13 protein-coding genes are annotated in these 13,252 nt (G+C 46.1%); all 13 read left to right on the top strand.

The annotated features are described in order from the left end of the window. Nucleotides 1-3 precede the first annotated feature (3 nt). The 13 genes from rbfA to dapG all read left to right on the top strand — a co-directional run bounded on the left by rbfA (nucleotide 4) and on the right by dapG (nucleotide 13,238). Complete coding sequence (rbfA, locus tag ACXHJ1_RS21845) at nucleotides 4-354, top strand: 30S ribosome-binding factor RbfA (protein WP_013370723.1); 351 nt, start codon at nucleotides 4-6, stop codon at nucleotides 352-354. 50 nt (nucleotides 355-404) lie between these two features. Beyond that, nucleotides 405-1,382: a DHH family phosphoesterase gene (locus ACXHJ1_RS21840; RefSeq protein WP_016820982.1), complete on the top strand. Its 978-nt coding sequence runs from the start codon at nucleotides 405-407 to the stop codon at nucleotides 1,380-1,382. Beyond that, nucleotides 1,379-2,317, top strand: a complete 939-nt coding sequence (truB, locus tag ACXHJ1_RS21835) for a tRNA pseudouridine(55) synthase TruB (RefSeq protein WP_045243850.1) — start codon at nucleotides 1,379-1,381, stop codon at nucleotides 2,315-2,317. The genes ACXHJ1_RS21840 and truB overlap by 4 nt, the downstream gene beginning before the upstream one ends. Nucleotides 2,318-2,484: 167 nt before the next feature. Further along, nucleotides 2,485-3,423, top strand: coding sequence for a bifunctional riboflavin kinase/FAD synthetase (locus ACXHJ1_RS21830; RefSeq protein WP_025364657.1), 939 nt, complete (start codon nucleotides 2,485-2,487; stop codon nucleotides 3,421-3,423). A gap of 132 nt (nucleotides 3,424-3,555) precedes the next feature. Continuing rightward, nucleotides 3,556-3,825 carry a 30S ribosomal protein S15 gene (gene rpsO / locus ACXHJ1_RS21825; protein ID WP_007430074.1) on the top strand — a complete coding sequence of 90 codons (270 nt, stop codon included), beginning with the start codon at nucleotides 3,556-3,558 and terminating at the stop codon, nucleotides 3,823-3,825. A gap of 214 nt (nucleotides 3,826-4,039) precedes the next feature. After that, on the top strand, nucleotides 4,040-6,142 hold the full coding sequence (gene pnp, locus ACXHJ1_RS21820) for a polyribonucleotide nucleotidyltransferase (RefSeq protein ID WP_016820985.1): 2,103 nt from the start codon (nucleotides 4,040-4,042) through the stop codon (nucleotides 6,140-6,142). A 224-nt stretch (nucleotides 6,143-6,366) separates the two neighbouring features. Further along, nucleotides 6,367-7,374 (top strand): polysaccharide deacetylase family protein, encoded by a 1,008-nt coding sequence (locus ACXHJ1_RS21815; RefSeq protein ID WP_107734225.1) that lies wholly within the window; start codon nucleotides 6,367-6,369, stop codon nucleotides 7,372-7,374. A gap of 66 nt (nucleotides 7,375-7,440) precedes the next feature. Beyond that, nucleotides 7,441-8,700 (top strand): M16 family metallopeptidase, encoded by a 1,260-nt coding sequence (locus ACXHJ1_RS21810; RefSeq protein ID WP_107734224.1) that lies wholly within the window; start codon nucleotides 7,441-7,443, stop codon nucleotides 8,698-8,700. Then, nucleotides 8,684-9,130, top strand: coding sequence for a dUTP diphosphatase (dut, locus tag ACXHJ1_RS21805; RefSeq protein ID WP_016820988.1), 447 nt, complete (start codon nucleotides 8,684-8,686; stop codon nucleotides 9,128-9,130). Before ACXHJ1_RS21810 ends, dut begins: the two co-directional genes overlap by 17 nt. A 192-nt stretch (nucleotides 9,131-9,322) precedes the next feature. Next, nucleotides 9,323-10,222: a dipicolinate synthase subunit DpsA gene (gene dpsA, locus ACXHJ1_RS21800; protein WP_107734223.1), complete on the top strand. Its 900-nt coding sequence runs from the start codon at nucleotides 9,323-9,325 to the stop codon at nucleotides 10,220-10,222. Further along, a complete protein-coding gene (locus tag ACXHJ1_RS21795) occupies nucleotides 10,219-10,812 on the top strand; it encodes a dipicolinate synthase subunit B (protein ID WP_016820990.1) in 594 nt (197 codons plus the stop codon). Before dpsA ends, ACXHJ1_RS21795 begins: the two co-directional genes overlap by 4 nt. Nucleotides 10,813-10,946: 134 nt before the next feature. Beyond that, a complete protein-coding gene (locus ACXHJ1_RS21790; protein ID WP_016820991.1) occupies nucleotides 10,947-11,984 on the top strand; it encodes an aspartate-semialdehyde dehydrogenase in 1,038 nt (345 codons plus the stop codon). Nucleotides 11,985-12,020: 36 nt separating this feature from the next. Further along, entirely contained in the window at nucleotides 12,021-13,238 is a 1,218-nt protein-coding gene (gene dapG, locus ACXHJ1_RS21785) for an aspartate kinase (RefSeq protein ID WP_016820992.1), read from the top strand. The last annotated feature ends 14 nt before the right edge of the window (nucleotides 13,239-13,252 follow it).

Genomic DNA, 13,252 nt, shown 5'->3' with positions numbered 1-13,252 from the left:
CCCATGGCTAAAATACGTACAGGTCGAGTTGGCGAACAGATTAAGAAAGAACTAAGCCTACTCATACAGACCGAATTAAAAGACCCACGTATCGGTTTTATTACGGTGACTGGTGTCGATGTCACAAACGATTTGTCCCAAGCGAAAGTATACTTGAGCGTACTTGGAGATGAAGAACAAAAAACTTCTTCTCTGAAGGCGCTGGACAAAGCGAACGGTTATCTTCGTTCTGAACTTGGCAAACGGATACGGCTTCGCCATATTCCTGAGCTGATTTTCAAAATTGACGAATCTATTGCTTATGGCAGCCGAATTGAAAAGCTGTTGAGTGATATCGACAAGGATGAGAAATAGGGATTTTTGTTAGTCTGAAGAACCATGAACTGAATGTAAAGGAGACGGCAATGCATACCTATGAACAGGCGCTTCAACAAGCGAAGGAATTTATTCTGGAGCATGATGATTACCTGATCGTATCGCATGTACAGCCGGACGGAGACGCAGTCAGCTCCACCGTAACGGTGGGCTGGCTTCTCTCATGTCTGGGGAAGAAATTTACCATGCTGAATGAGGGACCTATTCCTAAACGCATGGATTTTTTATGGCATGCCGATGAGATTATGGATATGAGTCAACAACCGCCAGAACGGAAATACAACCGAATCATTTGTGTAGATTGTGCGGATTACCGTCGTGTTGGTTTGACAGAGCAGTTTTTTACGGAAGATGCCATTATTCTGAATATTGATCATCATCCAACGAACGACGCTTATGGTGCAATTAATGTGATTAAGTCAGATGCTGCGGCAACAGCGGAAATTCTTTTTGATTTATTGGAAAAGTTTGCAGTAACTTGGGATGTAGAAGTAGCAACAGCTGTATATACAGGGTTGTTAACGGATACGGGAGGCTTCCGCTACTCCAACACTTCACCGAAAGTGATGTCTACGGTATCGCAACTACTTGCTTATGGTGTTGATGGCCCATTTTTGTCCGAGAAATTGCTCGAGGAAATGACATTTCCCCAAATGAAAGTGCTGACCAAAGCATTGCAAACGCTCACGATGTCAGAGGATGGTAAAGTTGCTTGGGTCGTTGTAACACCTGATGATATGACGGAATGCGGTGCTGTAAATGAGGACTTGGAAGGTATCGTGAATTATCCAAGAAATATTCGTGGGGTTGAAGTAGGCATTTTCTTTAAAGTTATTAATGATCAAGCGACCAAGGCAAGTTTGAGATCGGCAGGGAATGTTGATGTAGCTGCGCTCGCTCAATCGTTCGGGGGCGGTGGTCATGTACGTGCGGCTGGCTGTCGGCTAGAGGGTAAGCTGGAAGATATCATTGAGACCGTTGTAGGGCGGGTGAAGTCTGAGCTATGAACCCAATAAAGAAGGGACAGGCAACTTGGGAAGGTGTGCTACCTGTCTATAAACCTGCTGGATTTACCTCTCACGATGTCGTGGCCAAGGCTCGCCGTTTATTGGGGATGAAGCGAATCGGACATACTGGGACGCTAGATCCGCAGGTAACTGGTGTTCTGCCCTTGTGTCTGGGACGCGCCACCCGAGTGGTGGAGTACATGCAAGAGCGGCCCAAGGAATACCGGGCTACACTGCGCTTAGGCATTGCCACTGATACTGAAGACCTGACTGGGACAATTACAGAAGAGAGCGAACGTCCGGTTGAGGTTACCGAAATGGAAGCCAAAGCGGTTCTGGAACGTTTCGTTGGTACGATCTCCCAAGTCCCACCCATGTACTCTGCTCTCAAAATAGATGGAAAACGTCTATACGAGCTGGCTCGAGAAGGCAAAACTGTGGAGCGTAAAAGCCGTGAAGTGAGCATTTATGAGCTGGAAATGACAGGATTTGCGAAGATGGGGCCGCATGTGGATATTTCTTTTCGTGCTTTGTGCTCCAAAGGTACTTATATCCGTACACTATGTGTTGATATTGGCCGTGAATTGGGATATCCTTCAACAATGGTTAAGCTGGAGCGAACGATGTCTGCGGGAATTTCTGCGGAACATTGTTTAACATTTGAAGAAATTGAGCGCTATGTAGCCGATGGTAGCCTGGGTGAGCGGCTTATCGCCACCGATAAAGCGATTGACTATATGTCTGAGCATACAGTGGCTGAAGCTAAGGCAGCTGCAGCTCTGCAAGGCCAACGCCTGTCGCTGAGTATGATTACACCACCAGTGACAGACAACCAACCTTTCCGATTATATAAAGAGGATAAAACGTTTTTAGGCATATATGGACGGGATGAATCAGGTGCAATCGCCCCAATTAAAGTTTTTTTAAGTTTATAGAATTTATAAAATTACAGCGGTGCTGAACCATACTATAAACGCCAGAAATCTTCCCCAAGGCACGGCTTGGCTTCCGTGAAATTATGCTGATAGACGTTTTTCACCTTGAATTGTGCTATAATTTTTGACGAAGTTAGTCAAATGATGTGAAATGCAGGTGAATGAATATGATTACCGTATCGTTATCTTATCCTTTGAGTGATGAGTTATTGCAGCAATGGGGACGTCCACAAGTCACGGCGATCGGCCAGTTCGACGGCCTTCATCTGGGACATGCAAGCGTAATACGTAAGGCTGTCGCGCTCGCTCATGAACAGAATGTGCCAGTATCTGTCATGACATTTCACCCTCATCCGAAGGAAGTCATGAAAAAAGGCGATTATGAAGGTTATTTAACACCGCTTGCGGATAAGCAGACTATTCTGTCCGATATGGGTGTGGATGTACTTTATATTTTAAGTTTTAACGAAGAGTTTTCCAAGGTTAGCCCGGAGGCTTTTATAACAGACGTGCTGCTTCCATTACAAATTCGAACGGCGGTAGTAGGTTTTGATTTTAGGTTTGGCCACCGGGGAGCCGGGCATGAGGATACACTTCGGAAGCTGGGAGGGGAGCTGATGTCTGTTTACACTGTACCACCGTTCGAACTGGATGGGGATAAGGTAAGCAGCTCCGGCATTCGCCGTGCTTTACAGACGGGGGATTTAGCACATGCGTCGCGCTGGTTGGGACGCCCTTATCGTATCCAGGGTACTGTGATGGATGGAGAGAAGCGCGGACGCACAATTGGTTTTCCGACAGCTAATCTCAAGCTGAATGATTCATATGTCATTCCAGTTAAGGGTGTGTACGCTGTACGGGCGCTCGTGGGTGATCATTGGATAAATGGTGTAATGAATGTAGGAGTTAAGCCTACGTTTCATGAAGGTGTGCTGAATCCGTCGTTTGAGGTACATCTTTTTGATTTTAATCAACAAATTTATGGGGAGCCTGTGCTTGTTGAGCTTCACCATTACATCCGTCCTGAACGCAAATTCTCTTCAGTGGATGAGTTGATCAGCCAAATTGGCAATGACGCACAAACGGCTAAAAAGCTGTTGGGCTAATTTATTTACATAAGACAGGCGCTGTGTTATACTGACTTATGTTGTGTAAACAACGATGAACCTTAGCTTGGTTGTCCGCATTCACCGGCGGTTACGAGGCTAATGGCGATTATAATGAAGGAGGTGAACAGGATGGCATTGACTCAAGAGCGTAAACAGCAATTGATCGAGGAGTACAAAACTCATGAATCCGATACAGGATCACCTGAGGTACAAATCGCTATCCTTACTGAAAACATCGTCAACTTGCAAAGTCACTTTCGTTCGCACAAGAAAGACCATCACTCCCGCCGCGGGTTGTTGAAAATGGTCGGTCAGCGTCGTAAACTTTTGGCTTACCTGAAGAAGACTGATGTTAAACGTTACAGTGCGTTGATCGAGCGTCTCGGACTGCGTCGTTAATTTTCAGACATGTAATGAGAAAAGAAGCCTGGTTGTTCACCGCTTGTCCCTGCTAAGGCGACGGCGGACAGCAGCCGGGTTCTTTTTTGAAATGAGGAATCTTTTTTTGAATTACATATCCTATTTTGTCTGTGAGCTTCTTATGAATAAGACCTGCGCAGGAAATACTGGATGTGTATAGAACTTTTACAATGAAATGAAATGGAGGGATACCATGGAGCAACGCGTAGAAATGCAACTCGGCGGAAGAAAGCTGGTGCTTGAAACAGGACGTCTTGCAAAACAAGCCAATGCGGCAGTTAAGGTGAGTTACGGAGAAACAGTTGTGCTGTGTACTGTGACCGCTTCCCGTGAACCGAAAGATTTGGACTTTTTTCCGCTGACCGTGAACTATGAGGAAAGATTGTATGCTGTGGGGAAAATTCCTGGCGGATTTATTAAGCGTGAAGGACGCCCGAGTCAAAAGGCGATTTTATCCAGTCGTTTGACAGACCGTCCAATTCGCCCATTGTTCCCTGAAGGTTTCCGTAATGATGTGCAGGTGTTAAACCTAGTCATGAGTGTTGATCAGGATTGTGAACCTGAAATTGCAGCCATGATTGGAACCTCGGCAGCACTCAGTATTTCGGATGTTCCTTTTAACGGTCCAATTGGCGGGGTTGCTGTAGGTCGTGTAAACGGACAATTTGTGATTAATCCAGATATTGCACAGCAGAACGCAAGCGATCTGTATCTCGTTGTAGCTGGAACAAAAGATGCCATTATGATGGTGGAAGCAGAAGGCGATGAGATTCCAGAGGAAGTTATGCTCGAAGCTATTATGTTCGGACATGATGAGATTAAGAACATTGTGGCAGTTATTGAACAATTGGTGCAAGTAGCAGGTAAAGAGAAAATGCAGGTTAAGCTGCACGCTGTTGATGAAAAAGTGAACAGTGAAGTACGTGCTTATGCAGCTGATCGTTTGGTGGAAGCTGTTAAAATTGCAGAAAAACATGCCCGTCAAGAGGCGATTGATGCCGTTAATGAAGAGACTGTTGCCCATTTTGAAGCACAATACATAGAGACACCTGAGCTTTTGAGTGATGTGAGCGAAGTTCTCTATGATATCGTTAAGGAAGAAGTCCGTCGTCTGATTACGCATGATAAAGTGCGTCCTGATGGTCGTAAGCTTGACGAAATTCGTCCAATTGAAAGTGACACTAGCATTTTGCCGCGTACGCACGGTTCAGGCTTATTTACACGCGGGCAAACGCAGGCGCTTAGCGTTTGTACTCTTGGTGCTCTAGGGGATGTACAAATTCTAGACGGTATTGATCTGGAAGAAACCAAACGCTTCATGCATCATTACAATTTCCCTCCATTCAGCGTAGGTGAGGCTCGTCCTTTGCGCGCGCCAGGTCGTCGTGAAATCGGACATGGTGCTCTTGGTGAGCGTGCGCTTTCCAAAGTAATTCCTTCCGAAACTGAATTTCCGTACACGATCCGTCTGGTTTCCGAAGTACTGGAATCGAATGGATCGACCTCACAAGCTAGTATTTGTGCAAGCACACTGGCTATGATGGATGCAGGTGTACCGATTAAAGCTCCAGTTGCAGGTGTGGCCATGGGATTGATTAAGGATGGAGATCATGTTTCCGTACTGACAGATATCCAAGGTATGGAAGATCATCTGGGCGATATGGACTTTAAAGTTGCTGGTACAGCGGAAGGCGTAACTGCCATTCAAATGGATATTAAAATTGACGGTATTGACCGCAATATTTTACAGGATGCGCTCAAGCAAGCCAGAGAAGGACGTTTGTTCATTCTTGGCAAAATGATGGAAGCGATCCAGAAGCCACGTGAGCAATTGTCTCCGTACGCTCCAAAAATTATGACAATGCACATTAACCCGGACAAAATCCGTGATGTTATTGGAGCTGGTGGTAAAATCATCAACAAGATCATCGAAGAAACCGGCGTGAAAATCGATATTGAACAAGATGGTCGTGTGTTCATCGCTTCTACAAATCAAGAGATGAATGAGAAGGCGCGTTCCATTATTGAAGGTATCGTAAAAGAAGTCGTGGTCGGCGAGATTTACATCGGTACAGTCAAACGAATTGAGAAATTCGGCGCATTTGTTGAAATTTTACCGGGTAAAGATGGTCTGGTTCATATTTCTCAACTGTCTACTGAGCGTGTAGCCAAAGTTGAAGATGTCATTGCTATTGGTGATACGATTACGGTGAAAGTAACTGAAATCGATCAGCAAGGTCGCGTCAATTTGTCCCGTAAGGCAGTACTGACGGCTGAAGCTCCTGCTAAGTCCTAGGTTGTGAGACCGCGAACTACTGTAATAGGGAGTCTATACGTTTGTACAGAATAAGGGATTTGAATAGCATAAATTAAGCTTTTGGAAAGAGGCAGAGCTACGTTTCTGGCTCTTTTTTCATACATATGCACAAGCTGCACCCAAGTGGGCTTCTATAGCTTACTACGTCATAGATCTTGTCCTCCCCGCATACAATGTGGACAAACGAGCGGGAGGATGAAGGAATGATGAGTAGGGTGAAACGAGCAGTGTGGGTGGTAGCCACTTTAGCCATCACACTGGTAATCGGGCAGTTTAGCGGGGTTCGTGACTACGCTAGTCAATTACGTAATGGAAACGCTACAGGAGTCGAAGAGCTTGAAGCTACACCCACGATGGCGGTGGCAGCTTTACCTGATAATGCGCTTATGCAGCGACTAAGGACAGAAGCAGCACGTCAGCGGAGAGAACCAGTTGATGCCAAGGTCGACAGGGTATGGAAGGCTATTCCAGGTTATAACGGACTGGAAGTCGATTTGGATGCTACCTATCGCAAAGCCATTGCAGCTCCAGATCGGCCTATTCAATATGTATATCGCCAATTGGCACCCAAAATACATTTAAATCAACTGGGGAATGTCCCCATTTACAGGGGCAATCCTGAAAAACCGATGGTATCCTTCATGATCAATGTAGCATGGGGGAATGAGTTTATCGTGCCTATATTGAATACATTGGATCAGGAGAAGGTTAAGGCTACATTTTTTCTTGATGGAAGTTGGTTGAAGAAAAATCCTGAACTCGCCAAGGAAATTCAAAGAAGAGGGCATGAGCTTTCGAATCATGCTTATTCTCATCCCAATATGAGTCGTTTGAGCCGAGCCAGAGCCGTACAAGAAATCGAAAAGACGGAAATGCTTCTTCAAGAAACTTTGGGTGTCAAAAATAATTGGTTTGCCCCTCCATCGGGGGATTTTAATCAACAAACAGTGGATATAGCCGCAGAGCATGGACTCAAAACTGTGTTGTGGACATTGGACACCGTAGATTGGAAACATCCGTCACCGGAATCGGTGGTTCATAAAATCAACAGCAAGGTTGAGTCAGGCTCCCTGATATTGATGCACCCAACAGAATCCTCGGCTGCTGCTCTCAAAGGTATGATTCATGCCATTCGTAGTAAAGGACTTGTGCTTGGAACTGTCAGTCAGACGCTTTCCCCTGATCGGCAGCTACCAGCTCCGGTTGAGTGAACGTCTTTTTTCTGTTAGGATTGAACATTATGGCAAAGTATGCAATTCAGTTTAGGAGGGCCAAGCGTGGAAAGAATTCAACTCAAAAACGGCCTAAGAGTGGTCATCGAAAAAATTCCAACCGTGCGTTCTGTTTCTTTCGGCATCTGGGTTAAAACCGGTTCGCGGAACGAAACACCTGACAATAGCGGTATTTCTCATTTTATTGAACACATGCTTTTCAAAGGAACAGAGCGTTTTAGTGCTAAGGAAATCGCTGAGCAATTCGATGCCATCGGAGGAAATGTTAATGCTTTCACTTCGAAGGAATATACGTGCTATTATGCGAAAGTGCTAGATGAGCATCTACCGATCGCAGTCGATGTACTGTCTGATATGTTCTTTAATTCCAAATTGGATCAGGAAGAGCTCGCAAGAGAGAAAAATGTGATTTTGGAGGAAATCTCCATGTACGAGGACACACCGGATGATATGGTGCACGATCTTGTATCTCGGGCGGCCTATGGCGAACACCCACTGGCTTATCCGATTCTCGGAACCGAAGATCACCTGCTAGCTATGGATAGCTCACATCTCAGCCATTATATGAAGGAGCACTATACAATCGACAATACAGTTATCAGTGTAGCTGGTAATGTTGACGATCGTCTTGTAGAATTGCTGGAGCAACATTTTGGGCATTTCGATAATCACGGAACCGTTACGCCACTGACAGTACCTGCGTTTAACGGTCAGCTCTTGTACCATGAGAAAGCAACGGAGCAGAATCATATTTGTCTATCTCTGCCTGGATTTGCAATAGGCGACGATCTCCAGTATGCTATGGTTTTGCTGAATAACGCGATCGGCGGGGGCATGAGCTCACGTTTATTTCAGGAAATTCGTGAAAAACGCGGACTGGCTTATTCGGTCTATTCCTATCATAGCTCCCATGCCGATAGTGGAATGTTCACAATCTATGCAGGTACCGCTCCTAAGCAAACAAAGGATGTGCTCGATTTGACGCTGGAGCTGTTACGAGATGTGGCTATCAATGGTTTGGACGCTAATGAGCTTCGTAAAGGCAAGGAGCAGCTAAAAGGAAGTCTGATCTTAAGCCTTGAGAGTACGGGTAGCCGAATGAACCGTCTTGGAAAAAATGAGTTAATGTTGGGTCAGCATTATACGCTGGATCAAATGATCGAACACATCGAACAAGTGACGGCTGATGATGTGAACAAAGTGCTGGATCGGATGTTTTCGGAGCCGTTTGCTCTGTCAATGGTCGGAGCGAGCGATTCAGCGGTTAAGGATATGAGGAGGGACTATTTTGTTAACTTACGTTGAAATTAACAGACTCGGGGGCAATGAAGATATTGAGCTCCCCCGCAAAATGTCAGAGCTTGCATCGGGATTTGACTTGTATGCAGCAGTACAGGAGGATTTGGTTCTGGAACCTGGCAAACGTTGTCTCATTCCAACTGGATTTGCAATAGCTATGCCAGCAGGATTAGAGGCACAAATCCGTCCGCGTAGTGGACTGGCTCTCAAGCATGGTATTACTTGTCTTAACACGCCTGGAACGATTGATGCAGATTATCGTGGAGAGATTAAGGTGCTTCTTATCAATTTAGGCGAGGAACCGTTCACCATTACGCGCAATGAGCGAATTGCACAAATGGTATTTCAGGTTGTGCCTGAGGTGGAGTTAAAACAAGTAGACCATTTGTCTGAAACTGTACGCGGTGCTGGAGGCTTTGGTCATACAGGACGCTGAGTCTACGGTTCACTTGCATGCAGTGTAATACAATTGTCCATTTTGTAGGAAGCTTCAATATTACTCGCTTAAGAGTAAGCATACACATAAAAGTCGTTCCGTAGAGGGGCGGCTTTTTTTGTGTTTTTTCACCCCTTCCCGGGCATCTGCATAGAATAAAAGCATATCGTGTCTCGGAAAGGAGTGATCCGGATGCTAACAGGAATGCGCATCGTTGTTTTGGGTGGCGATGCGAGGCAGCTTGAGGTAATCCGCAAATGTGTCGACATGGATGCTACTGTCACTGTGGTCGGCTTTGACAAGCTCGAAGTACCACTCAAAGGAGTCACATTAGAGCCATTGTCTGTCAAGCTGCTGGAATCGTCAGACGCACTGATTCTGCCAGTGGTGGGATGCGATGAGGAAGGCAACGTGAATGCACTTTTCGGAGCACAAAAGCTCCAGTTTCTGAATGAGCATGCTGCTGCTCTTCCACCGCATTGCGTTGTATATACAGGAATGGCGCGAGCGTACTTAAAAGAAATTTGTACCAGGCATGAATTGAAGCTGGTTGAGCTGCTGGAGAGAGATGATGTGGCCATATACAATTCTATACCTACGGCTGAAGGCGCACTGATGATGGCAATTCAGCATACTGATTTTACGATCCATGGTGCAGATTGTATGGTTCTAGGCATGGGACGGACTGGATTTACCATGGCAAAGGCACTACAGGGGTTGGGAGCCAAAGTGAAAGTTGGAGTACGGCGGGCGGAGGATGCAGCGAGAGCCGTGGAGATGGGTTGGAAGCCTTTTATGACAAGGGATTTAGCGAATGAGACAAAGGGAGTTGACTTGATTTTTAATACGATACCCTCTATGATTATCACAGCGCAAATTCTGTCTAAATTGCCACTGAGTACCGTGATTATAGATCTTGCTTCCGCCCCAGGCGGTTGTGATTTCCGGTATGCGGAAAAGCGTGGAATTACGGCTATGCTTGCCCCCGGTCTTCCCGGTATTGTTGCTCCCAAAACTGCTGGTACCATTATAGCGAATACGCTGGTGCAGTTGTTAATGGAAGATAATCCTGATCGGGGGGATGCACAATGAGTTGGCAAGGGAAAACGGTAGGTTATGCTATTACAGGCTCACATTGCACATTTGAAGAGGTAATGCCTGTTATACAGCGCTTTGTTGATGAGGGTGCGAAGGTCGTTCCCATTATATCCAATACCGTACTAACAACGGATACTCGCTTCGGTACTTCGCAAAGTTGGCAAAAACAGTTGAAAGATATAACAGGGAATGATATCATTTCTACAATTGTGGAGGCTGAGCCACTGGGACCCTCCCAAATGCTCGATGTGCTGGTGATTGCACCTTTGACGGGGAATTCGATGAGCAAGTTAGCGAATGCGATGACGGACAGTCCGGTTTTGATGGCTGCCAAGGCGCAATTACGCAACGGCCGTCCACTTCTTTTAGCCATATCTACTAATGATGGACTTGGTCTAAATGCTGCCAATATCGCCAAGTTACTAGTAGCCAAGAACATCTTTTTTGTGCCGTTCGGACAGGATAATCCAGTTAAAAAGCCGAACTCGCTTGTAGCCAATATGGAATTGATTCCCGAGGCTGCCTATGAAGCATTGCAGGGCAGGCAGATTCAGCCGATGATTGTGGAACGCAAGACCCCATGAAGTACTATAATTAACTGCTGAGCATCCCTCGCCTAGAAGATGATTCGATAATCCATCGGGTCTAATTTCTTGTTGGCGGTGGATGCTTTCAGAATAAAAAATGGTTTTTTAGTCGAGAAGGGGAGATACACCAGATGAGCAATAGAAAGTTTAATGTAGCTGTCGTTGGAGCGACAGGCGCTGTAGGGGAACAGATCGTAAATCTGCTGGAAAAACGCGATTTTCCTGTGGACAAAATCAAATTTCTTTCTTCGCCTCGTTCTGCCGGCACGTTAATTAGCTTTAAAGGCCAGCAGATTCCAGTAGAGATTGCTACCCCCGACAGCTTTGAAGGAATCGACATTGCTTTGTTTAGTGCAGGCGGAGACGTGAGTAAGGAACTGGCGCCGCATGCTGTTCGTCATGGGGCAGTTTGCATTGACAACACCAACGCATTCCGAATGGAACCGACAGCTCCTCTTGTAGTACCTGAGGTGAACAGCGACAAAATTGCCGAGCATCAGGGAATTATCGCGAACCCGAACTGCTCCACCATTCAGATGGTAGCTGCTTTGAAACCATTATATGATCAGTATGGCATTTCTCGTATCATAGTATCCACGTACCAGGCCGTTTCCGGCGCTGGAAGCCGTGCTATTGATGAATTGAATCGTCAAAGCGCAGCCATTCTTAACGGTGATGAAGTTCAGCCAGATTTGCTGCCGGTAGGTTCGTTGCCAGTAAAGCATCAGATTGCTTTCAATGCTATTCCGCAAATTGATAAATTCCAGGATAATGGTTATACACTGGAAGAAATGAAAATGGTACGCGAAACGAAAAAAATACTAGGTGACGATTCTGTAGACGTAACGGCAACGTGCGTTCGTATTCCTGTTGTATATGGTCACTCGGAATCTGTCTATGTAGAGCTTAAAAATGATTATGATCTAGAAGAAGTTCGTAATCTGCTGGCTTCCGCACCTGGAGTAACGCTGGTAGACGATCCTACTGCCCAGCTTTATCCGTTGGCATCCGAAGCTGCAGGAAAACCTGACGTATTCGTAGGGCGTGTACGTCGTGATTTGGGCAATAGCCGTGGATTGAATTTGTGGGTCGTATCCGACAATCTGCTCAAGGGAGCGGCATGGAACGCGGTGCAAATCGCGGAAATTATTGCTGCAAAGGCGGAGTAACGTTCCTAAAGCAGGGAGTAATATGGGGGAAAAATAATGGGTATTTTGGTGCAAAAATTTGGGGGAACCTCGCTGTCCACACCTGAAGCGCGTCAACTTGTGCTGGCACATGTGAAGCGGGAGCTGGAGCAAAATCTTCGATTGGTTGTTGTTGTGTCGGCCATGGGGAGAAAAGGAGAGCCCTATGCAACGGACACGCTGCTGGATTGGGCGGCTTCTAACGGTGACAGTCTTCCTAAGCGCGAGCGGGATTTACTGCTGTGCTGTGGTGAAATCATTTCTGCCGCTACGTTATGCAGCCTGATGGAGAAGGAAGGTATTCCTGCTACGGTGCTGACTGGAGCACAGGCAGGCTTTATTACGGATGATCAATATGGCAATGCTCGCATTTTGGATATCAAGCCAGACCGGATTGTGGAAGAGCTGAACCAAGGCAGAGTTGTCATTGTGACAGGTTTTCAGGGACAAACTGCTGATGGTGATATGACTACCCTTGGTCGGGGAGGCAGCGATACGTCAGCTACGGCGCTGGGGGCTGCTCTACATGCAGATATGGTGGATATTTATACAGATGTGAATGGTATATTAACCGCTGATCCGCGTATTGTGGAAAATGCGAAGCCGCTTGCACATGTTAGCTATACAGAAATTTGTAATATGGCTCATCAGGGAGCCAAGGTGATCCATCCTCGTGCTGTTGAAATCGCCATGCAGGCGAATATTCCGGTACGGGTTCGCTCAACCTTCTCCGAAGGAGAGGGGACGTTGGTTACCCACCCAGAAGGCTTTAAAGACGTGCAGGCAGATATCGTAGACCGTTTCGTGACCGGTATTGCGTATGTCGGCAATGTTACTCAAATTACTGTTGAATTAAAGTCAGGTTTGGAGCACTTGCAATTACAAGTGTTCAAATCTATGGCTGAACATGGAATCAGCGTTGATTTTATTAACGTAACTCCATCAGGGGCGGTTTATACCGTATTTGATAATGATGGAAGCAAAGCGGTTGAAGTACTTAACGGTTTAGGACTAGAGCCTAAGATACTGGCCGGATGTGCTAAAGTTTCGGTCATAGGCGGTGGTATCAACGGGGTACCAGGTATTATGGCGACAATTGTGGAGGCATTGACAGAATCAGACGTACAGATCCTTCAATCGGCAGATTCCAACACCACGATCTGGGTACTTGTTAAAAAGGAAGATATGGTGCAGGCTGTACGCGCATTGCATAATAAATTTGAACTCCATCAATAGGCGCATTGTCCGTG

It is taken from the genome of Paenibacillus sp. ALE2, assembly GCF_054113385.1.
This window is presented reverse-complemented; position numbering and strand designations above follow the sequence as displayed.